The organism is Streptomyces sp. NPDC017225 (assembly GCF_044331465.1).
Taxonomy (GTDB): Bacteria; Actinomycetota; Actinomycetes; order Streptomycetales; family Streptomycetaceae; genus Streptomyces.
On record NZ_JBIRNE010000018.1, the window covers coordinates 1 to 21,221 of the forward strand.

The 21,221-nt window shown below is 70.0% G+C and carries 14 protein-coding genes; 12 read left to right on the forward strand and 2 right to left on the reverse strand.

Annotation, left to right across the window (positions count from 1 at the left end; translation table 11 throughout):
* From ACH4NX_RS30035 to ACH4NX_RS30055, 5 genes are all read left to right on the forward strand, one after another.
* Positions 1–2,967: amino acid adenylation domain-containing protein (locus tag ACH4NX_RS30035; RefSeq protein WP_398129412.1), on the forward strand; the 2,967-nt coding region annotated here is incomplete at its 5' end.
* A 199-nt stretch (positions 2,968–3,166) separates the two neighbouring features.
* A complete protein-coding gene (locus ACH4NX_RS30040) occupies positions 3,167–3,955 on the forward strand; it encodes a kinase (protein WP_398153371.1) in 789 nt (262 codons plus the stop codon).
* Positions 3,948–5,042 (forward strand): PLP-dependent cysteine synthase family protein, encoded by a 1,095-nt coding sequence (locus tag ACH4NX_RS30045; protein WP_398129414.1) that lies wholly within the window; start codon positions 3,948–3,950, stop codon positions 5,040–5,042. Before ACH4NX_RS30040 ends, ACH4NX_RS30045 begins: the two co-directional genes overlap by 8 nt.
* On the forward strand, positions 5,039–6,298 hold the full coding sequence (locus ACH4NX_RS30050; RefSeq protein WP_398129415.1) for an ATP-grasp domain-containing protein: 1,260 nt from the start codon (positions 5,039–5,041) through the stop codon (positions 6,296–6,298). The genes ACH4NX_RS30045 and ACH4NX_RS30050 overlap by 4 nt, the downstream gene beginning before the upstream one ends.
* Entirely contained in the window at positions 6,295–7,818 is a 1,524-nt protein-coding gene (locus ACH4NX_RS30055; protein ID WP_398129416.1) for a lyase family protein, read from the forward strand. The genes ACH4NX_RS30050 and ACH4NX_RS30055 overlap by 4 nt, the downstream gene beginning before the upstream one ends.
* A gap of 71 nt (positions 7,819–7,889) precedes the next feature.
* On the opposite strand, the gene ACH4NX_RS30060 is transcribed toward ACH4NX_RS30055, so the two are convergent.
* Complete coding sequence (locus ACH4NX_RS30060) at positions 7,890–10,163, reverse strand: amino acid adenylation domain-containing protein (protein WP_398129417.1); 2,274 nt, start codon at positions 10,161–10,163, stop codon at positions 7,890–7,892.
* 313 nt (positions 10,164–10,476) lie between these two features.
* Here ACH4NX_RS30060 and ACH4NX_RS30065 point away from each other — a divergent pair, with 313 nt between their 5' ends.
* The 6 genes from ACH4NX_RS30065 (at position 10,477) to ACH4NX_RS30090 (ending at position 17,849) form a co-directional block, all read left to right on the forward strand.
* The gene (locus ACH4NX_RS30065; protein ID WP_398129418.1) at positions 10,477–11,784 is read left to right on the forward strand and encodes an MFS transporter; all 1,308 of its coding nucleotides are present in this window, start codon (positions 10,477–10,479) and stop codon (positions 11,782–11,784) included.
* A 202-nt stretch (positions 11,785–11,986) separates the two neighbouring features.
* A complete protein-coding gene (locus ACH4NX_RS30070) occupies positions 11,987–13,009 on the forward strand; it encodes a methyltransferase (RefSeq protein WP_398129419.1) in 1,023 nt (340 codons plus the stop codon).
* 18 nt (positions 13,010–13,027) lie between these two features.
* Positions 13,028–13,801, forward strand: a complete 774-nt coding sequence (locus tag ACH4NX_RS30075) for a thioesterase II family protein (RefSeq protein WP_398129420.1) — start codon at positions 13,028–13,030, stop codon at positions 13,799–13,801.
* Positions 13,802–13,846: 45 nt separating this feature from the next.
* Positions 13,847–15,058 (forward strand): cytochrome P450, encoded by a 1,212-nt coding sequence (locus ACH4NX_RS30080; protein ID WP_398129421.1) that lies wholly within the window; start codon positions 13,847–13,849, stop codon positions 15,056–15,058.
* Positions 15,055–16,233: a PLP-dependent aminotransferase family protein gene (locus ACH4NX_RS30085; protein WP_398129422.1), complete on the forward strand. Its 1,179-nt coding sequence runs from the start codon at positions 15,055–15,057 to the stop codon at positions 16,231–16,233. The genes ACH4NX_RS30080 and ACH4NX_RS30085 overlap by 4 nt, the downstream gene beginning before the upstream one ends.
* A gap of 413 nt (positions 16,234–16,646) precedes the next feature.
* Entirely contained in the window at positions 16,647–17,849 is a 1,203-nt protein-coding gene (locus tag ACH4NX_RS30090; RefSeq protein WP_398129515.1) for an IS110 family transposase, read from the forward strand.
* Between the two features lie 135 nt (positions 17,850–17,984).
* Here the strand turns inward: ACH4NX_RS30090 and ACH4NX_RS30095 are convergent, their stop codons facing one another.
* Entirely contained in the window at positions 17,985–19,661 is a 1,677-nt protein-coding gene (locus tag ACH4NX_RS30095; protein ID WP_398129423.1) for a DUF885 domain-containing protein, read from the reverse strand.
* 115 nt (positions 19,662–19,776) lie between these two features.
* Here ACH4NX_RS30095 and ACH4NX_RS30100 point away from each other — a divergent pair, with 115 nt between their 5' ends.
* The gene (locus ACH4NX_RS30100; protein ID WP_398129424.1) at positions 19,777–21,180 is read left to right on the forward strand and encodes a dipeptidase; all 1,404 of its coding nucleotides are present in this window, start codon (positions 19,777–19,779) and stop codon (positions 21,178–21,180) included.
* Positions 21,181–21,221 lie beyond the last annotated feature (41 nt).

The window sequence follows — 21,221 nt, forward strand, 5'->3', positions numbered from 1 at the left end:
GCCCATCAGGACCTGCCCTTCGACCGGCTTGTCGAAGAACTCAATCCCCAGCGGTCCGCCGCCCGCCACCCCTTCTTCCAGATCATGCTCACCCTGGGCGAGGCAACCACAGGAACGCGGCAACTGGCGGACATGCAAACCGTGTTGACGTTCGTAGACGCGGCCGCCTCCAAGTTCGACCTAACCTTCGGCTTCACCGAGCGGTTCACCGCCGACGGCCGTCCCGACGGCATCGACCTCGCTATCGAGTACGCCACCGACCTCTACGACCCGCAGACCGTCGACGCCCTCGCCAGTCGGCTCGTGCGCCTGATCGAAGCCGCCGCCGACGACCCGGCCGCCCCCATCGGCGGCCTTGACATCCTCACGCCGGCTGAGCGCTCACTGCTCCTCGCCTGGGGCGGTGCGATGCCCGACACGCCCCCACCCGGACTCGTCGAGCGGTTCGCCGCTCAGGCCGCCCGCACCCCGGCCGCCGTCGCCCTGCGCCACGACGAACAGTCCATCACCTACGAGGAGCTGAGCGTCTGGTCGAACCAGCTGGCGCACCACCTGGCAGCCCGCGGGGTCACCCCTGGTTCCCTCGTGGCGATCCACTTGGAACGCACCCCGCACCTTATCGCGACGCTGCTCGCGGTCCTGTCAGCGGGAGCCGGGTACACCCTGCTCGACCCGCAGTTCCCCGTGGACCGGCTCAACACGGTCCTCACCCAGGTCGACCCCTCCGTGCTCGTCACCCAGACCCATATGCAGCGCCTCGACACGGACGCGGTGGTGGTCGACCTGACCCTGGAGACTCCCGAGATCCACGAACGGCCCGCCACCCGGCCCGCCGTGGCCACGCACCCCGACGCGATCGCCTGCGTGATGTTCACCTCCGGGTCGACCGGCGTGCCCAAAGGCGTCGCCGCCCCCCGCCGCGCCCTGTCGTCGACGTTCGTCGGCCCGGACTATCTCCGCTTCGGCTCCGGACAGACGTACCTGCAGTGCTCGCCCATGTCCTGGGACGCCTTCGCCCTCGAGGTCTTCGGCGCACTGCTGCACGGTGGTTCCTGCGTCCTCCAACCAGGCGAGACAACCGAACCCCGTTACATCGCCGAACTGGTCGCCCACCACGGCATCACCACGCTCCAGATGTCGGCCAGCCTCTTCAATCACATGGCCGACGAGTACCCCGCCGTCTTCGGCCACCTGCGCGAGGCCATGACCGCGGGCGAGGCGGCCTCGCCCGCGCACACCGCGCGGGTCATGGCCGCCCATCCCCACCTGCACGTCGTCAACGGCTACGGCCCGGCCGAGAGCATGGGCTTCAGCACCGCCCACACCGTCCGGGGCACGGACGCCAAGGCCCCCGTCCCGATCGGGCGGCCCATCGCCGGCAAACAGGGCTACGTACTCGACGCGAACCTCGCGCTCGTTCCGCCCGAGGTGCCCGGTGAGCTGTACCTCGGCGGTGACGGGCTCGCGCTCGGCTACGTCGGCCGCACCGACCTGACTGCCGAACGCTTCGTCGCGAGCCCCTTCGGAGAGCCCGGCAGCCGCCTCTACCGGACCGGCGACCTCGTGCGCTGGAACCGGAACGGGGAACTGGAGTACCTCGGGCGTGCCGACCAGCAGGTGAAGGTGCGAGGCTTCCGGATCGAGCCCGGTGAGATCGAAGCGGTGCTCCTCGGCGCCGATGGTGTCGCGCAGGCGGCGGTGGTCGTGCGTGAGGACCGGCCCGGTGACAAGCGCCTGGTCGGGTATGTGGTGCCCGCAGAGGGCGCGTCCGTGGATTCCGGCGCGCTGCGGCGTGCGGTGGCCGCAGCGCTGCCCGAGTACATGGTGCCGTCCGCCTTCGTGGTCCTCCAAGCCCTGCCGCTGACGCCCAACGGCAAGCTCGACCGGAAGCAACTGCCCGAGCCGCGCTACGACAGCGCCGCGCGCGGAAGGGCGCCCCGCACCCCCACGGAGCAGACGCTGTGCTTGCTGTTCGCCGAGGTCCTCGACGTGCCGCAGGTCAGCATCGACGACGACTTCTTCCACCTGGGCGGCCACTCCTTGCTCGCCACCCGCCTGGTCAGCCGCGTCCGGGACGTCCTGGGCGCCGAACTGACCGTCCGGGACCTGTTCCGGCAGCCGGTGGTGCACGCCCTGGCCTCCGGCCTCGCCACCGGCCTGGGCGAGAACGATCTGGACACGGTGCTGCCGCTGCGCGGCGCGCGCGGGGGAGCGGGCGGCCCGGCCCCCCTGTTCTGCGTCCACCCCGTCTCCGGGATGAGCTGGTGCTACGCCGGTCTCCTGCGCCACCTCGACGAGGACCGCCCGGTCATCGGCTTGCAGGCCAGGCAGCTGACCGCCCCGCAGGACGCGCCGCGCACGATGGCGGAGATGGCGGACCAGTACGTCATCGAGCTGCGCACCCTCCAGCCCGAGGGGCCCTACCACCTGCTGGGCTGGTCCTTCGGCGGGCTGGTCGCACACGCGGTCGCGGTACGCCTGGAGGCGGCCGGCGAGACCGTCGGCTCGCTCACCCTCCTCGACTCGTATCCGCTGCCGGACGGCTTTCGGTCGTCTCCGGTCACCGGCCGGGACGTGCTCGTCGCACTGCTGGGCACGGCCGGCGCGGAACTCGACCTGCCGGACGCCGACGGCCCCCCCGACACCGAACGCCTGCTGGACGTGCTGCGCGTCCGGGAACCGGTGCTCGGCATGCTCGAGCGCCCGAAGGCGGCGGCTGTCGTCGAGGCGACCTCCCGCAATCTCGCCCTGCGCCAGCAGCACGAGCTGACCGGGAGGTTCACCGGGCCGATGCTCTTCTTCGACGCCGGCCGCACCCCGTGGCCGGTCACCCCGCAGGACGCCTGGGCCCCCTACACGAGCGGGACGATCGAGGTACACGAGATCGACTGCGATCACTGGGAGATGGCCGGCACCGAGCCTCTGGGGATCGTCGGCAAGACCCTGGCCGGGCAACTGCACGACTGAGCCGACCGCAGGCCTGACGACATCGACGAGAGACCGATCAGGGACCGAAGAGAGACGAAAGGGGGCCGGGGAATTGGTGACTCCGAGCAGTCGGCGGGTGGGCGTCGCGTCGTCCCCCGTACATCACGGCGAGATCCTGCAGGGCGTCTTCCACCACGGGGACGGGCTCAGCCGGGGCCTGGTCACCCTCCCATGTGCCATGTACTCCGTAGCAGCGAGGTTCACCCCGGCGGGCCCGGGCGACGACGCCGGGCTCACGGTGTGGCCGAGCTGGAAGAGCAAGGCGCGGCACGCCGCCGAGCTCACGCTGACCGGCGCGCGACTGCCGGTCCGGGGGCATCTGGAACTCTCCGGGGACGTGCCCCCGTGCCGCGGCTTCGGCTCCTCCACCAGCGATGTGCTCGCCGCGATCGGCGCGGTCAAGGACGCCTTCGCGCTGCCGCTGCCCGCCGAGCACGTGGCCCGGCTCGCGGTGCAGGCCGAAACGGCGTCGGACTCACTGATGTTCGTCTCGACCGCCGTCCTGTTCGCCCACCGGGAAGGCGTGGTCATCGAGGACTTCGAACACCCGCTGCCCCCGGTGCGGGTCCTCGGCTTTGGCTGCCGGCCCGAGGATGGCGGCCGGGGCACCGACACCCTGGCGCTGCCGCCCGCCAGGTACACGGTCGCCGAGATCCAGCAGTTCACCCGGCTGCGGAAGATGCTCCGGGACGCCGTACTGGCCAAGGACGTCGGGCTGCTGGGCAAGGTCGCCACCGCCAGCACTCGCATCAACCAGCGTCATCTGCCGATCCCCGCCCTGGAACGCATCCTCCCCATCGTCGAGGAGGTCGGCGCGGTCGGACTGCAGACCGCTCACAGCGGCGACATCGCGGGGGTCATCTTCGACCGGGACGACCCCGCCGTCGACACCTACACCGAACGTGCCCAGCAGATGCTGGGCGACATCGGAATCCTAGAGCAATGGAAGTTCACAACTGATGACTGAGACACAGTCGATAGCCCACCCCCCGCCCGCCCCCCACATACCCGTCCCGCAGGAGGGGGAGGTGTACCGCTCGGTACTCGAGGCCACGGAACTGCCCCGGATCATCCGGGTCACCGACAACCTCTACGCCGCCGCCTTCAGCCTGATGAAGCTCCTGCCGGCGCGTTACATCATCGACCGCGCCGAAGCCGCGGGCGTCCTCGCCCCCGGCACCCCGGTGATCGAAACCTCCTCCGGCACCTTCGGCCTGGGCCTCGCCATGGTGTGCCGGCTGCGTGGCTACCCGCTGACCATCGTCGGGGACTCGGCCATCGACGACGACCTGCGCAACCGGCTTCAACTGCTCGGCGCCCGGGTCGAGCTCGTGGAGGACCACGGGGCGCCCGGCGGCATCCAGGGCGCACGCCTGGCCAGGGTCGCCGAACTGCAACGGGAGTTCCCGGAGAGCTTCGTCCCCGGCCAGTACGACAACCCCGCCAACCCGGCGGCGTACGCGATGGTCGGCGACCTGGTCACCCGTACCCTCGGCGAGGTGGACTGTCTCGTGGGGCCGGTCGGTTCGGGCGGCTCCACATGCGGCCTCGCGGCCTCGCTGCGGCTGCGCAAGCCCAGCCTGCACCTCGTCGGCGTCGACACCCACGGTTCGATCATCTTCGGCCCTGCCGAAGGACGCAGGGTGCTGCGGGGCCTCGGCAGCAGCATCATCCCCGGCAACGTCGAGCACGTCGCGTACGACGAGGTGCACTGGGTCTCCCCGGCCGAGGCCTTCCACGCCACCCACGAGCTGTACCGGGAGAACGGCCTCTTCATGGGGCCCACCAGCGGCGCGTCCTTCCAGGTCGCCTCCTGGTGGGCGCAGCGCAACCCGTACAGCACCACCTTGATGGTCCTGCCCGACGAGGGCTACCGCTACCAGTCGACCGTCTACAGCAGCAGCTGGCTCGACGAGACCGGGATCGTCCCGTCACCCAACACCGATGGACCCCGCCTGATCGAGCACCCGGACGAGGCGGGCGACACCTGGTCCCGGCTGATCTGGGCCAGACGCAGCTACGAGAGCGTCACCGGCGGGGAGCTCCCGGCATGACGGCCACCGCCCTGCTCCTCCTCGTCGAGAGCAACACCACCGGCACCGGACGGCAGTTCGCCGCGCGCGCACGTGACCTGGGCATCGAACCGGTTCTGGTCACCGCCGACCCCGCCCGCTACCCGTACGTCGCCGAGGACCTCCTGCGGACGGCGGTCACCGACACCTCCAGCGAGGCAGCGGTGCTCGCCACGGCACGCGAACTGGCCGGGCGGGCCCCGATCGCTGGCGTCACCTCCAGCTCCGAGTACTACGTGGCGACGGCCGCGACCACCGCTCACCACCTGAGTCTGCCGGGGCCCGACGCCGACGCGGTGCGCGCCTGCCGGGACAAGAGCCGGCAGCGCCGGCTGCTCGCGGCGGCCGGCGTACCAGTGCCGGACTTCGTCCTGGTGCGGGACGTCGAGGGCGCGGTCCTGGCCGCCGCGGGCTTCGGGCATCCCGTGGTCCTCAAACCGCTGCAGGGCTCCGGCAGCCTCGGGGTGCGCCTGTGCGCCGACGCGGCCGAGACCGCCGCCCACGCGGCCGAACTGACCTCGGCCGTCGTCAACGAGCGGGGCGACGCGGTGCCGCCCGGGGTCCTCGTCGAGCGGTACGCGCGGGGCACCGAGTACTCCGTCGAAGTCCTCGGCGAGACCGCCGTGGTCGTGGTGCGCAAGTACCTGGGCCCGCTCCCGGACTTCGTCGAACTCGGCCACGACCTGCCCGCCGCGCTGGCTCCCGCCGACGAGACCCGCCTGAAGGACTGCGCGGTGCGGGCCGTGCGCGCCCTCGGTCTCGGCTGGGGTGCCGCCCATGTGGAGCTGCGCATGGACGGCGACGACATCCGGGTCATCGAGGTGAACCCCCGCCTGGCCGGTGGGATGATTCCCGAACTCGCCCGCCGGGCACGCGGCATCGACCTGGTCGGCGCACAGGTGCTAGCGGCACTGGGCCGCCCCGCCGACCTCGCCGGCGGTCCCGCCCGCGGCGCGGCCATCCGGTTCCTCACCGCCGAGCGCCCCGGAGCCCTCGCCGACGGCACCGCGACCGCGGCGGCCCTGTCGGCGGCGCGCGCGGTGCCGGGTGTCGTGGACGCGGTGCTCTACCGCGTACCGGGCGAGCAGGTGGCCCCGGCCCAGGACTTCAGAGGCCGCCTCGGCCATGTGATCGCGGTGACCGACCACACCGCCGCGGGCCCGGCCGCCGACAAGGGCAGGCAGGCGCTCGCCGCGGTCCTGGACACGCGTACGGCGGAGAAGGAGGCGGTGCTGTGAGCACGCACGTCACTCCACCCGGGGCACCAAACACCCCAGGGCTCGACACCGGGCGGCTGCGCACCGGGCTGGCCGCCGAGGCCCACCGCATCGTCTACGACCAGTACCTGCCCGAGGAACCGGGGCCGGGCCGGGACGGGCTCGGTGAGGAACTGCGTCTGATCAGCGAGGTCGACCGGGCCCACCTGGTGATGCTCAGCGAGCGCGACATCGTCGCCGCGCCCCGGGCCGCGGCGCTCCTGACGGCCATCGACGGACTGCGCCGCGCCGACTTCGCTCCGGTACGCGACCGCCTCATGCCGCGAGGTGTGTACCTCGCCTACGAGTCCTGGCTGGTGGAACAGCTCGGCGAGGAGACCGGCGGGGTCCTGCACACGGGGCGCTCACGCAACGACCTCAACGCCACCACGGCCCGGTTGCGCGGCCGCGGTCACTACGCCCCGCTCCTGGAGGCCGTCGAGGGACTCGCCGAGGTGCTCCTCGACCGGGCGCGGGAGTACCGGGCGGTGACGATGCCCGCCTACACGCACGGGCAGCCGGCGGTACCCATCACCTACGGCCACTACCTCGCCGGCCTCGGTCACGCCGTCGTGCGCAGTCTGTCCGGGCTCCTAGCCGCCGGGGAGGAACTGGACGTCAACCCGCTCGGCGCGGGAGCGGTCGGCGGCACCTCGGTGGCCATCGACACGCGGCGCACGAGCGGGCTTCTCGGCTTCGCCGGGCCCGCCCGCAACTCGGTGGACGCCGTCGCCTCCCGGGACTTCGGCCTGCGGCTCCTCTCGGCGGCCGCGGTCCTCGGCGTCGCGCTCGCCCGCGCGGCCCGCGACTTCTCGTCGTGGACCTCCGAGGAGGTGGCGCTGATCCGTCTCGGTGACGACCTGGTCGGGTCGAGCTCGATGATGCCGCAGAAGCGCAACCCCTTCCTCCTGGAACACATCCAGGGGCGGGCCACCGCGAGTCTCGGCGCGTTCACCGCGGCGGCGTCCGCGATGGTCACGGCCCCCTACTCCAACGCGATCGCGGTCGGCGGCGAAGGGCTGCGCCACGTCTGGCCCGGGCTGCGTGCCACCACCGACGCCGTGACGCTGCTGCGGCTCGTGGTGGCGGGAGCGGTGCCCGACGCCGACCGGATGACGGCACGCGCGGTGGACGGCTTCACCTCGGCGACGTACCTCGCGGAACAGCTCGTCGCGTCCGGCATGCCCTTCAGATCTGCGCACCACCTGGTGGGCCGCACCGTCCTCAGCGCTCTGGAGACCTCCGACTCGCTGGCCAAGGCGGCGACGGACGTCCCGGAGATCGCCCGGGTCGCCCCGGCGGACGCCGGCGAGGAGTGGCTGCACCCGGCGGCGGTCGCACAGGCCTGCGCCTACGGAGGGGGCCCCGGCACGGACTCCCGCACGGACCTGCTCGCCGAACTAGCCGCCCTGCGCGCGGAATCCGCCGCACGCCGCGAACGCTGGACGATGGCAGCCCGCCACCTCGACGAGGCCGTGTCCGGCCTGATCGCCGGGTCCTGAGCACACCGGCCGGCCCCCTCCCGGAGGGGGCCGGCACAGTGCCGCGCGGAGCCTGCCCGACGAGACGCGCGCTAGCCGCCGATCTCCTCGGCGAGGCCCGCCACCGTCGGCTTCATGTAGAGCGTCTGCGCGTTGAGCTCCACCCCGCAGTCCTGCTTGATCCGCGCGAGGAGCCGCACCGCGAGCAGGGAGTGTCCGCCCAGCTCGAAGAAGCTGTCGTGCACTCCGACCGGCTCCACGTCCAGGATGTCCCCCCAGACGTCGGCGAGGCGCCGCTCGGTGTCGGTGGCCGGAGCCACGTACTCGGAGGGCAGGGTGCGCACGGCGCGGTGCACGGCGGGCAGGACCTTGCGGTCCACCTTGCCGTTCTTGTTGAGCGGAAGCTCGCGGCGGCACAGCAGCGCCCACGGCACCATGTACGAGGGCAGCTCCGCGCGGAGCTCGGCGAGCACCTGCCGGCCGAGGCCTTCGAGGTCGTCGAGGAACGAGTCCTCCACGACCGCGTACGCGAGCAGCCGCTTGTCGCCGGCCGCGTCCCGCTGCGCCACGACCACGGCCTCGCGCACTCCCGAACGCCGCTCCAGGGCCGCTTCCACATGGCCCAGCTCGACCCGGAAGCCGCGCACCTTCACCTGCTGGTCGACCCGGCCAATGAACTCCACGTCGCCGTCGGCCAGCCGCCGCACCAGGTCACCCGTGCGGTACATCCGCGCACCGGGCCGGGACGCGTGCGGGTCGGCGACGAACCGCTCCGCAGTGGCACCGGGCCGTGCCGCGTAACCGCGGGCGAGCCCGTCGCCGCTCGCGTACAGCTCCCCGACGACTCCCACCGGGACCGGTTGGAGCGCCGCGTCGAGGATGGCGATCCTGGTGCCGCTGATGGGCCTGCCGATCGGGACGGGCCCGTCGTCCGGCAGGTCCCGGGAGGTCCAGCACGTGGTGTAGGAGGTGTTCTCGGTCGGACCGTAGCCGTTGGTGAACTTCAACGAGGGGTACGCGTCGAGCAGGCGCCGCACGTGTGCCGGGGACGCGGTGTCACCGCCGGTCAGGACGTGGCGAACGCCCGCGAAGGCGCCCAGCTGCTCGGTCACCATTTGGTTGAACAGGCCCGTGGTGAGCAGCAGCACGGTCACGCCGTGGTCCACGACGTTCTTGGCGAGTTCGCTGAGCTCCAGGGTGCGGTCCGGGTGGATCACCACCCGGCCGCCGTTGAGGAGCGGACCCCACACCTCGATGGTGGAGGCGTCGAAGGCGACCGGTGCCAGCTCCAGGAAGACGTCGTCGGGGCCGATGTCGACCCAGTCGGCACCGCGCAGCAGCCGGGCGACCGCCCGGTGCGGCACACCGACCCCCTTCGGCTCGCCGGTGGAGCCCGAAGTGAAACTCACATACGCGAGGTTGACAGGGGCCACGACCGGCGCCCCGTCCTCGCCGGGGCAGTCGGCGGCGGCTCCCGGCGTCACCAGCGCACGGCCGTAGCCTGCCGCCATGTCCGTCAGTTCCTCGGCGGACACGATCACGTCGACCCCGACCGTGTCGAGGAGCTGCTCGTGCCGGGCCGCCGGGTCGTCCGGGTCGAGCGCCAGGTACGCGCCGCCCGCCCGCAGCACCGCGAGCAGCGAGACGATCAGTTCCGGTGAGCGGTGCTGCAGCACGCCGACCACGGAGTCCGTGGTGACCCCCGCAGCCCGCAGCGCCCACGCCAGCGCGGTGGAACGGTCTACCAGTTCCCGATAGGTCAGGGACACATTGCCGCAGACCACCGCAGTGGCGTCCGGACGCTCGGCGGCCCGGTCGGACACCAGTTCATGCAGGCATCGCGCGGGTTCCGCCGCCTCACCCGTGCCGTTCAGCGCCGTCAGCACGGCCATGTCACCGGGCCCGAGCAGCGAGAGCTCCGACACCGGCCGGGTGCCGTCCAGGGTCCCGGACGCGAGGGCCGCGGCCAGTTGCTCCCCCGGCACCGATACGCCATCGTCGACGGTGAAGGAGATACGGCCCAGTGCGTCGGCCGACGCCCGCACCGCGGGGCCAGCGTCCGGCCCGTCGCCGTACACGAACCCGATGGCATCCTCCGCTTCGCCGGAGCCGGTCGCCCCGGCGAGCTGCTCCGCTGTGAGGTGCACCAGCTCGTCGAAGGTCGGGTCCGGGCCCAGGTCCACCGACACGACACCGCGGAAGGCGTCCACGTCACCACCCGGCTGTGCCACCGTGCAGAACAGGGAGACCTGGTCGTGCCCCTGGCGGCGATGCAGGACGACGAGGGCCGCGGCGATCGCGACGAGCGGATGGCGAGGCGGCGGAGCGGGCGCGAGCCGGTCGTCGCTGAGGAGCCCTGTTGTCATGTCGATCCCTTCGAGCAAAGACGGGAGGTGTGATGAGCCAGGGCAGGGCGTTGCCGCGAGGAAGGACACCCCGTCATGCCACGCGGCAGTGGGCATACGGCGGGCGGGTGAGGCGGAGTGGCCGTCCGGAACCCTAACAAGTCGATTCGGCTTGCGGAACACCGCCAAGCCCAGCTGCCGCCTCAAACTGCCGGTGTGACGGGGGCGATTGAACGATCCTGTCGTACATGGTTGATTTTCACGCCGCGCCCTTTAGAGCAGATCATCGCGTTGTGCGCGCACGGGCAGCCCGGTGGAAGAGGGGCAGGGCGTCATGACCCGGGGGACACCTGGCGGACTGTTGCGCCGGCACCGTGACTTCCGCCTGTTGTGGGGAGGTGAAGTCTCCGGCAAGTTCGGGGCGGCCGTCACAGGAGTCGCGATGCCGCTCGCCGCCATCTCCGCCATGGACGCGGGCACGTTCGCGGTCGGTCTGCTGAGCGCCGCGTCCTGGCTGCCGTGGCTGATCATCGGGCTGCCGGTGGGCGCCTGGGTCGATCGACTGCCACGCCGGCCCATCATGCTGGTCTCGGCGGCCTGCTCACTGCTGCTGTTCCTCACCGTTCCGGTGGCCGACGCGCTCCACCTGCTGGACTTCACCTGGCTGCTGGTGCTCGCCCTGCTCACCGGTGTGGCCGCGGTCTTCTTCCAGACCGCGTACACCGTCTATCTGCCGTCCCTGCTCGGCCCCGAGGACCTCCAGGAGGGCAACGCCAAACTGCACGGCAGTGCCTCCGCCGCGCAGATCGCCGGGCAGGGCGGCGGCGGTCTGCTGGTGCAGACGGTGGGTGCCATCAACGGTCTGCTCGCCAATGCGGCTACTTTCGCGGTCAGCCTCGTCTGCCTGGTGGCCATCCGGCACCGCGAATCCCCGGTCGCCCGGGGCAAGGAGTCACGCTCCTCCGGTTCGTTGTTCAAGGAGATGGCCGAGGGCCTGAGACTTGTCGCCCGCGACCGCTGGTTCCGCGCGTTCGCCCTGTACGGCGCTGCCTCGAACCTGGCGCTGATGGGCTACCAGTCAATCCTGGTGGTCTTCCTGGTCAGGGACGTCGGGCTGGCATCAGGTGTGGTTGGCGGCCTGATCGCCGTCGCCAACGCCGGCGGTGTCGCCGGGGCGATCGTCGCCCGCCTTGTCTCACGGCGGATGGGCACCGCGCGCGCCATTCTGCTCTTCGCGCTCGGCCTGGCCGCGCTGGCCCTGCTCATCCCGCTGACGTTCGCCGGCCCGGGCCTGCTGCTGTATGCCGTCGGAGGGTTCTGCACCTCGGCGGGCGTGGTCGCGGTGAACGTGATCAAGGCCGGTTTCCAGCAGTTATACTGCCCGCCCGACATGCTCGGCCGGCTCACCGCGAGCTCGTACTTCCTCAATTACGGTGCACTGCCGCTCGGCGCTGTATTCGGCGGTGCCCTCGGCTCCGCGCTCGGGGCCCGTGCGGCCATCTGGATCCTCACCGCCGGCGTTCCGCTGGCCGGCCTGATACTGCTGGCCTCGCCGGTGAGAAGCTGCCGGGATCTGCCGGTCGAGGTACGTGGCGGCAACTGCGACAACTCCCCGATGCAGCCCGTGCAGAGCGGCGACTGAGGCAGGCAGTTGGGCGGCAGTTGAATTCTGTTTCGTTGACGTCCAATTGGCAGGATGGAAGTCTTTCGACGGGGCCGGGCGAGAATTCCCCGCCGCAGTGGGCGGTCGGAACATTTAGTTGCTCCACCATTTTGCAACACCGTGGAGAACGCGCCGACGTGCGAATCCAAGAGAGACAGACCAACGATCAGGGATGGAAACCATGACACCTCAGAAGTCCCCGCGTCGGCTCGCCGACGAGATCGCGGCCAGCGGACCCGCGCCGAGGCTCGCCGCCGCCGCGGCCCTCCTCGAAATGGGTGACCGCCTGGGCGTCCTCGACGTGATCCTGCCCGGCAAGGAGTTCACCACCGCCGAGCTCGCTGCCGCCACCGAGCTGCCCGAGCAGGGTGTCGCCGGATACCTCGAGGCGCTGGAGTCGGCCGGGATCATCCGGCACGCCACCCTCGACAAGGACTCCTTCGTCACCGCGGACGACTTCGAGGAACTGCAACACCAGGCGGGCTACATCTCCTGGACCATGAACGCCAACCGTCCCTTCATCGAGAACGCACGGGCGTACCTCACCGACCAGTCGCTGCCGACCGGCGCCTACACCCGAGACGGTCGGCAGGTCGCGGTGAGCTCACAGTGGATGGGCTCCAAGGCCTTCTACCCGGCCGCGCTCGAGACCATCTTCGCGGCGAATCCGCAGCGCGTCGCCGACCTCGGCGCGGGCACCTGCCGCCTCCTCATCGAGGTGCTGCAGGCCTTCCCCGGCGCCAGTGGGGTCGGCCTCGACCTGGACGGCCCGTCGTGCGATGCCGCCACCGCAGCCGCGGAACAGGCGGGTGTCGGCGACCGGCTGACCGTCATCAAGCGGTCCATCCAGTCGATCGCCGACGACGCGACGCCCGTCGAGGGCGCCGATGTGATCCACGCCGGTTTCGTCTTCCACGACATGATGCCGGAGGAGGAGCACATCGCCGACAAGGTCCTCGCCAACTGCCGGGACGCGCTGCGCCCGGGCGGCATCATGGCCATCACTGACGCGGTCCCGTACCTGCGCAACGAGCGAGAGCGTGCCTTCAGCGCGGCTGTGACGTACTACCACCGCCAGTTCATGAAGCGGAAGCTGCTGAGCGAGCAGAAGTGGGAAGCAAAGCTCCTCGGTGCCGGATTCTCCAGCGTGAAGACCGTGGAGCTCGGATTCCCGACCGGTCGTCTCTTCATCGCCAACCGCTGATAGCCGCTGGAGAAGTCAATGTCTGCCACCGCTACCGGTTCCTGGTTTCCGCCGGCTGTTTCGTCGGAGATACCTGAGCTGCGCCTTTTCTGTCTGCATCACGCTGGGGCGGGAGCTTCCGCCTTTCGGGGCTGGCAGGAACTTGTCGGTCCTCGAATAGAGGTGATTCCGGCCCAGCTTCCGGGCCGAGAGGCGCGCTTCGCAGAACCGGCCGAGCGGTCCATGGCCACCCTCGCCGAGCGGCTCGTCGAGCCGCTCGGCGAGCGGGCCGGCTCCGTGCCGTTCGCCTTCTTCGGCCACAGCATGGGAGCGCTGCTCGGGTACGAGCTGACGCGGCGGCTGACCGCACTCGGCCGACCGCCCCTGCTGCTCGGCGCGTCGGGCTGTGTGGCACCGCAACTGCAGCGCCCGGAACGCGATGTTCACGGCCTGTCCGATGACGAATTCCTCCAGCACATCCGGAAGCTGGAGGGCACCCCGTCGGAGATCCTCGACGACCCGTCCCTTCGTGACCTCCTCCTGCCGGTGCTGCGAGACGACTTCATCGCCTGCGAGACGTACGTGTACGAAGAACACCCGCCGCTGGGCACGGCGATCGCTGTTTTCGGCGGCGATGCCGACCCGGGTGTCCCAGCGGACCAACTGGCGAGTTGGGGCGATCTCACCGAAGCGCGGACGGTCGTCAAGATCTTCCCCGGCGGCCACTTTTATCTCGCTGACCAACTCGGCGCGCTGGTGACCGCGCTCGTGGCCGAACTCCGTGCCGAACTCGGCACCCCGACCGGTTCCTGACGGAGGAGAAGAACAATGTCCGGCCCGCGAACCGTGGTGCCTCCCGTGATCCCCGACCTGTCCGACCCCAATCTCTACCACGCGGGGGACCAGTACGAAATCTGGGCACAGCTGCGTGAGCAGGCGCCGGTCTGTCGGGTGGAGCGGCCGAGCGAGCGACCGTTCTGGGCGGTGCTCACGTACGAACACGTCAACGCCTGCCTCGCCGACGCGGCCACCTTCAGTTCCGCGCGGGGCATGCGCCTCGACGCAGACCCGGTCGCCACCAAAGCGGCGACGGGCAAGATGATGGTGGTCACCGATCCGCCGCAGCACGGTAGGATCCGACGGATCGTCAGCAGCGCCTTTACCCCAAGGATGGTGCGTCGGCTCGAGAACAACATGCGCCTCACAGCGATCGACGTCATCGAGAACGCGCTCGCTGCGGGCGACGTCAACTTCGCGGATGTGGCCGCCCGGCTGCCGGTTTCGGTCATCTGCGACATGCTGGGCGTCCCACGTGAGGACTGGGACTTCATGCTGCAGCGCACGAAGGTCGCCTTCAGCGACACTCCGGATGCCGACAAGGGCCAGATCGCCGCGGCTCACACCGACATCTTCCTCTACTACCACGAGCTGATGCGCGAGCGGCGCGAGCGGCCCCAGGACGACATCATCAGCGCCCTGGTGCACGGCACCATCGACGGCCGGGCGCTGACCGACGAGGAGATCATCCTCAACTGCAACAACCTCGTCTCCGGCGGCAACGAGACCACCCGGCATTCGACCATCCAGGGCCTGCTCGCCTTCATCGAGAACCCGGACCAGTGGCACCGGCTGCGCGATGACCTCGAGCTGCTGCCCAGCGCCGTGCGCGAGATTCTGCGCTACACCACTCCCGCCATGCATGTGCTGCGCACCACCACCCGTGAGGTGGAGGTTGGTGGCCAGCTGATCGGTGCGGACGAGATGGTGACCCTCTGGCTCGCCTCCGCCAATCGGGACGAGAAGGTTTTCGCCGACCCGGACCGCTTCGACATCGAGCGCAACCCCACCCGCCACCTCACCTACGCCTACGGTGCGCACTTCTGCATAGGCGCGGCTCTTGCCTCCACCGAACTGAACATCTTCTTCGAGGAACTTCTGCGCCGCGCCGAGCTGGCCGAACTCACGGGTGAGGTGAAGCGGGTGCGGTCCAACCTGATCGGCGGTATCGAACGGATGCCGGTGAGGCTTACCCGGCACGCCGAGGCGGATGCCCGGGGTTCACGGGAATGACCACCACAGTGCCACCGTTGGCCGCTCGAGCCGCGGCAGAGGGGAGCACGGCAGTCGCCGAGATCCTGGCGCTAACGGCTCGACCGGAAGTCGTCTCCTTCGCCGGCGGGTTGCCCGCCCCCGAGCTGTTCGACGCCGAGGGTATAGCGGAGGCCTTCCAGCACGTGCTGACCCACAGCCCGCGCAGAGCTCTGCAGTACTCCACTTCCCAGGGCGACCCGGTCCTGCGCGCGTGCATCGCCGACCGCCTCACCGCCCGGGGCCTTGCGACGGCTGCTGGCGACCTGGCCGTGACGACCGGAGCGCAGCAGGGCCTGAGTCTGCTCGTGACGGCTCTGCTGGAGCCGGGCGACTCCGTCGTCGTCGAGGACCCGTGCTATCTGGCCGCCCTGCAGGCCTTCCGGCTCGCGGGCATCCGAATCGTGCCCGTCCACTGCGATGAAGAAGGAATCGATCCGGACGAACTCGCCCGTGTCGTTGCGGCCGAGCGTCCCAAACTCCTCTATATGGTTCCCACTTTTCAGAACCCCACAGGTCGCATCCTGCCCTCCGACCGTCGGGCCGCCGTGGCCGGAGTCGCGGCCCGGTACGGTCTGTGGATCGTGGAGGATGATCCGTACGGCGAGCTCCTCTACGAGGGTGAGCCGACCCCTTGGCTCGCGGGCTACCGGGGTGCGGAGGACCGTACGGCGCTGCTCGGTTCCTTCTCGAAGATCTTCGCGCCAGGCCTGCGCCTCGGCTGGCTGCGCGCGCCCGCCGAGGTGCGCTCCGCGTGCGTCAGGGTCAAGCAGGTCTCCGATGTGCACAGCTCGACCGTTGACCAGGCCGCTGCCGCGCACTACATGACCACTGCCGACCTCGACGCGCGCATCGCACTGCTGCGCACCGCCTACCGGGCCCGGCGCGACGCCCTTCTGGAGGGCCTCGCGGACGCACTCCCGGACGGCTCCCGGTGGAACCGGCCGAGGGGTGGCATGTTCGTCTGGTCCACGCTGCCGCCAGGTTATGACGCCACCGAGGTACTGTACCGGGCGATGCGCCATGACGTGGCCTTCGTACCGGGAGCGCCGTTCTTCGTGGGGAGCGCGGACCCCGGCGCACTGCGGCTCTCGTTCGTCACGCACTCGCCGGAGGAGATCCTCGAAGGCACGCGCCGACTGGCAAGGGCCTTCTGACGGATCGGGGAAACAACACCGTGAACCGCCACGGGTTCGTGCGGGGCTCGGGTTCACTCGGCGTTCAGGGCAAAGCAGTGCCGACAGGTCTCGCTGGGCTAAGCCCTTCCCGAATCCGGCTCATCGTGCTCGTCGTTCCTGCCCTTGGTCCGCAGCCGCTCCGACTCGGCATGCTCTCCCCATTACCTTTTTGGTGCTCCGCAACGGGGCGCCCGGCCTCCGGAGTTGGCATGACTGTCTCCCCCTGTCGATCGCATGTCTTGGGGGGTGGTGTCACCGGCTCCGGAGGCATCGACAGACCGCTGATTAGGGGCATGACCACCGGCTTCTTCGCAGGTCGGGAGGCTCTTCGTAATGTGGATGTGGCGATCGATGCCGTGGGACGGCCGGGTGGGGACGACCGGAGGACGAACGTGATCGACACCAGCGAGATCGGTGCCTTCCTCGGCCTGGATGTCGGCAAGGGCGAACACCACGCCACCGCCGTCACGCCTGCGGGGAAGAAGGCATTCGATAAACGGCTGCCCAACAGCGAGCCCAGGCTCCGCGAGGTCTTCGGCAAGCTGCAGGCCAGACACGGAACCGTACTGGTGGTAGTCGATCAGCCAGCCTCAATCGGGGCTCTGCCACTGGCGGTGGCCCGGGACATGGGCTGCCCGGTCGCCTATCTGCCCGGCCTTACGATGCGACGGATCGCCGATCTCTATCCCGGCGAGGCCAAGACCGACGCCCGCGACGCGTTCGTCATCGCGGACGCAGCCCGCGTCATGCCGCACACCCTTCGCTCGGTCGATCTCGAGGACGAGACCATCGCCGAGCTGGAGATGATCGTCGGGTTCGACGACGACCTGGCCGGCGAGGCCACCCGGATCAGCAACCGGCTTCGCGGCCTGATGACACAGATCCACCCGCATCTGGAACGAGTCCTCGGTCCGCGGATCCAGCACCCGGCCGTTCTGATGCTGCTGGAACGATTCGGGTCCCCCGCCCAGATCCGCAAGGCCGGACGCCGACGGCTGATCACGCTGATACGTCCGAAGGCGCCCAGGATGGCCGAGCGGCTGGTGGAAGAGATCTTCACCGCGCTGGACGAACAGACCGTCGTAGTCCCGGGCACGGACGCGGCCGCGCTGATCGTCCCGAGCCTGGCCGGCTCCCTCACCGCCGTCCTTGACCAGCGCAAACTCCTGGCCACGCGGATTGAGGAAGTGTTGGAGAACCACCCTCTTTCCAAGGTCCTGACGTCCATGCCGGGGATCGGCGTCAGGACCGGAGCCCGGATCCTCATCGACGTCGGCGATGGCAGTTCGTTCCCCTCCGCCGCCCACCTCGCCGCCTACGCCGGCCTCGCTCCAGCAACCCGAAGTTCGGGCTCCTCGATCCGCGGCGAGCAACCATCCCGGCGAGGAAACAAGCAGCTCAAGCGGGCCTTCTTCCTCTCCGCGTTCGCCGCCCTGGCCGACCCGGCCTCCCGCACCTACTACGACAAGAAGATCAGCCAGGGCAAGCACCACACCCAAGCCCTCCTCTGCCTCGCGAGACGACGAGCCGACGTGCTCTTCGCGATGCTCCGGGACGGCACCTTCTACGACCCCCAACCCGCCCCATCAGCTTGACCAAACCCATAGGGGCACCCCCCCAGCACCCGCGCCGGCCGATGGCTCGAGGCTGCCAGCCGGACGGCGACCGCTGCACCGCGCCCACGAGGCCCAGCCGCTAGCCGGCGCAGTGTATCGATGCCGGGCTGATCCCTACAGCACGGCCAGTTCCGCCTCAAGGTCGTCTAAGCCGAGGGATCCCTGGGACAGGGCTGCCATGTGCCACCGCTTGAGGTCGAATGCGGTGCCAGCGTCCTTGCGCGCGGCATCCCGGCCGCGCAGCCAGGCCCGCTCGCCGAGCTTGTAGCCGATAGCCTGCCCGGGCGCACTCTGGTAGCGAATCAGCTCGTTGTGGACGAAGGCTACGGGTCGGCCGCTATGCCGACGGAAGAACTCCTCCGCCAGGTCGGGGTTCCAGCGCTCGCCGGGGCTGAACGGCGAGTGGACAGGGATCTCCATCCCCAGGTGCATGCCGATGTCGATCACCACGCGTACCGCCCGCATCATCTGCGCGTCGAGATAGCCGAGGCGGTGTTCGGGATCGGAGAGGAAACCCAGCTCGTCCATGAGGCGTTCGGCGTACAGTGCCCATCCCTCGGCATTGGCACTGACCATCCCCACGCTGGTTTGGAAGCGGGACAGCGACCCGGCTACGTGCGCCCACTGGGCGAGTTGGAGATGGTGTCCCGGGACGCCCTCGTGGTACCAGGTCGAGACTAGTTCGTAGGTCGGGAAGCGGGTCCGGCCCGCGGTGGGCAGCCAGGTGCGGCCGGGTCGGGTGAAGTCCAGCGATGGTGGGGTGTAGTAGGGTGCCGGGCTGGCGCCGGACGGGGCAAGGCAGGACTCGACACGTTTGATACGCTCCGTCATGTCGAAGTGGGTGCCGCCGAGCTTGTGGATCGCCTCGTCCATCAGGTCCTGCAGCCAACTGCGCACCTCCTCGGCACCGTCGATGGCGTGGCCGTGGGTGTCCAGGTGCTCCAGGACCGACCAGGGTGTCTCGGCATCAGGCAGGATCTTCGTCGCTTCGACGTGCATCTCGGACAGCAGCCGGTGGAATTCTGACCAGCCGTAGTCGTAGGCCTCGGCCAGGTCGAGTTCGATCCCGTTGTAGTAGCGCGCCGAGCGGATGTAGCGCTCCTCGCCGACGACGTTCGGGGCGTCCGCGACGGCTGGGGCGTACTCGTCGCGCAACCAGTCGCGAAGCTGGGCCAGGGCGTCGGTGGCGGCTCGTGCGCAGCCGGTCAGTTCGGTACGCAGGGCGTCAGGTCCGGGGGTGATGAGGTCGACGAACCAGCCACCGTTATCGCCGATGGATTCATCCAACTGTCCTATTAGCGCGTCGACTTGACGTGGACCGCCGGGCAGGTTGCGATTCAGCCCTTCGGTCAGCGACGCCCGGTAGCTGGTTAAGGATTCAGGGATGGCCCGCAGCCGCCGGGCCAGGATCGCCCAGTCCTCGTGGTTCTGGGTGGGGGTGACGGTGAGGGCCGTACGTATCTGCGGGACGGGCGAGAAGATGTTGGAGACCGAGCGCAGTCGCTCGCCAGCCTCGATCATCGCCAGTTCGGCAGTGAGCCGTTCGCGCAGCAGCCGGGCGCAGATCCGCTCGGCCGGAGGCTCGGTCCCGGCCGGGGCGAGCCGACGCAGGGTGGACCGGGCCAGGTCCGCTAGCTCTTCCTGCCCCGCGGGGGAGAAATCGGGCAGCCTGGCGTGGCTGGCGCGGTCGCCGAGGTGGGTGCCGGTGATCGGATCCAGCTTGATCAGGGCATCCACGTATTCGTCCGCGATCTGCCGGGGCGAGGGAGATGCGTTCTTGGACTTAGACATGCTGGCCATCCTTGTACGCCAAGTGGGAGGTGGGGCAAGTCCGTCGCTCTCATCCGCCGGACAACTGCCTTGTACTTCGCCGGTGCCGGTAGGTGCCGTGCCGTTTACTGGACGGGTGCCCCGTGAATCAGCCGGTCCCTCTGCCGCAGCCGCCCGTCCGGCCGCAACCGCCGCCGTCATCGCCGCCGTCGCCGATGAGATGCCCTGGGCCCGTGCTGCACTGGCCGAGCTGGTCGCGTTCCGTTCGGTGGCGGACCCAGAGCGCTTTCCCGTCGCCGGCTGCGAGGCGGCGGCTGCTTGGGTGGCGGATGCGTTGCGCGCGGCCGGCTTCGCTGAGGTGGCACTGCTTGACACCCCGGACGGCTCCCGTTCGGTCTATGGCTTTCTGCCGGGCCCGCCTGGCTCCGCTACCGTGCTGCTTTACGCGCATTACGACGTGCAGCCGCCCCTGGACGAGGCGGGCTGGGATTCCCCGCCGTTCGAGATGACCGAGCGCACGGACGGCCGCTGGTACGGGCGTGGGACGGCGGACTGCAAGGGCGCCGTGCTGATGCATCTGCTGGCGCTGCGAGCCCTCCGGGCGACGGTCGGGGTACCGGTGAACGTCAAGGTGATAGTGGAGGGTTCGGAGGAGCAGGGCACCGGCGGTCTTGAGCAATACGCTCGGGACCATCCCGAACTGCTTCGCGCTGACACGATCCTCATAGCCGACACCGGCAACGTGCGGGCCGGACTGCCGACGGTTGTCTCCTCGCTGCGTGGCGCGGTCCTGGCCCGGATCGAGGTGCGCACCCTGAGCGGAGACCTGCACTCGGGCCAGTTTGGCGGGGCTGCGCCAGATGCGCTTGCGGCACTCGTCCGCACGCTGGCCTCGCTCCATGACCAGGCGGGCGCCACGGCCGTCGACGGCCTGAGCAACCTTGGTTGCTGGGAGGGAAGTTCGTACAATGAAGAGCTCTTCCGGCGTGATGCGCAGATCCTCGATGGTGTGTCCCTGGTCGGTACGGGCGAGGTCGCCGACCGGCTGTGGGCCCAGCCTTCCGTCACCATCATGGGCATCGACTGCCCTACGGTAAACGGCGCCACCCCGGCCGTTCAGGCACGGGCGCGTGCCATGGTGTGCCTGCGGATTCCGCCTGGGGCGCAGGCGCGGACCGCAGCGGAGCTGCTCACCAGCCATCTGCGCTCGCACGTGCCCTGGGGCGCGCGGGTGTCGGTGGAGGTGGTGGGGCAGGGAGAGCCGTTCACCGTGGACACCAGCACGCCCTCGTACACGGCGATGGCACGGGCCATGGAGACAGCGTATGGCGGTGAACGGATGCGGGTGGCGGGGCTTGGCGGATCGATCCCGCTGTGCTCGGCCCTGGCCGAGCTGTATCCGCAGGCCGAGATACTGCTGACTGGTCTGGGTGAGCCCGAGGCGCGGATCCACACGCTGAACGAGAGCGTGGATCCGCGCGAACTGAGCCGGATGGCAGCTGCCGAGGCGTTGTTCCTGTTGTTCAACGGAGAATCTTGAGACTTCCCCGGCCTGCTGAGGTGCGGGGCAACGCAGGCCAT

Excerpts from the sequence above, each read along its gene's own strand:
- ACH4NX_RS30040 (WP_398153371.1), top strand. The coding sequence starts at position 3,167 with ATGTACTCCGTAGCAGCGAGGTTCACCCCGGCGGGCCCGGGCGACGAC.
- ACH4NX_RS30045 (WP_398129414.1), top strand. The coding sequence starts at position 3,948 with ATGACTGAGACACAGTCGATAGCCCACCCCCCGCCCGCCCCCCACATA.
- ACH4NX_RS30050 (WP_398129415.1), top strand. The coding sequence starts at position 5,039 with ATGACGGCCACCGCCCTGCTCCTCCTCGTCGAGAGCAACACCACCGGC.
- ACH4NX_RS30060 (WP_398129417.1), bottom strand. The coding sequence starts at position 10,163 with ATGACAACAGGGCTCCTCAGCGACGACCGGCTCGCGCCCGCTCCGCCG.
- ACH4NX_RS30065 (WP_398129418.1), top strand. The coding sequence starts at position 10,477 with ATGACCCGGGGGACACCTGGCGGACTGTTGCGCCGGCACCGTGACTTC.
- ACH4NX_RS30070 (WP_398129419.1), top strand. The coding sequence starts at position 11,987 with ATGACACCTCAGAAGTCCCCGCGTCGGCTCGCCGACGAGATCGCGGCC.
- ACH4NX_RS30075 (WP_398129420.1), top strand. The coding sequence starts at position 13,028 with ATGTCTGCCACCGCTACCGGTTCCTGGTTTCCGCCGGCTGTTTCGTCG.
- ACH4NX_RS30085 (WP_398129422.1), top strand. The coding sequence starts at position 15,055 with ATGACCACCACAGTGCCACCGTTGGCCGCTCGAGCCGCGGCAGAGGGG.
- ACH4NX_RS30095 (WP_398129423.1), bottom strand. The coding sequence starts at position 19,661 with ATGTCTAAGTCCAAGAACGCATCTCCCTCGCCCCGGCAGATCGCGGAC.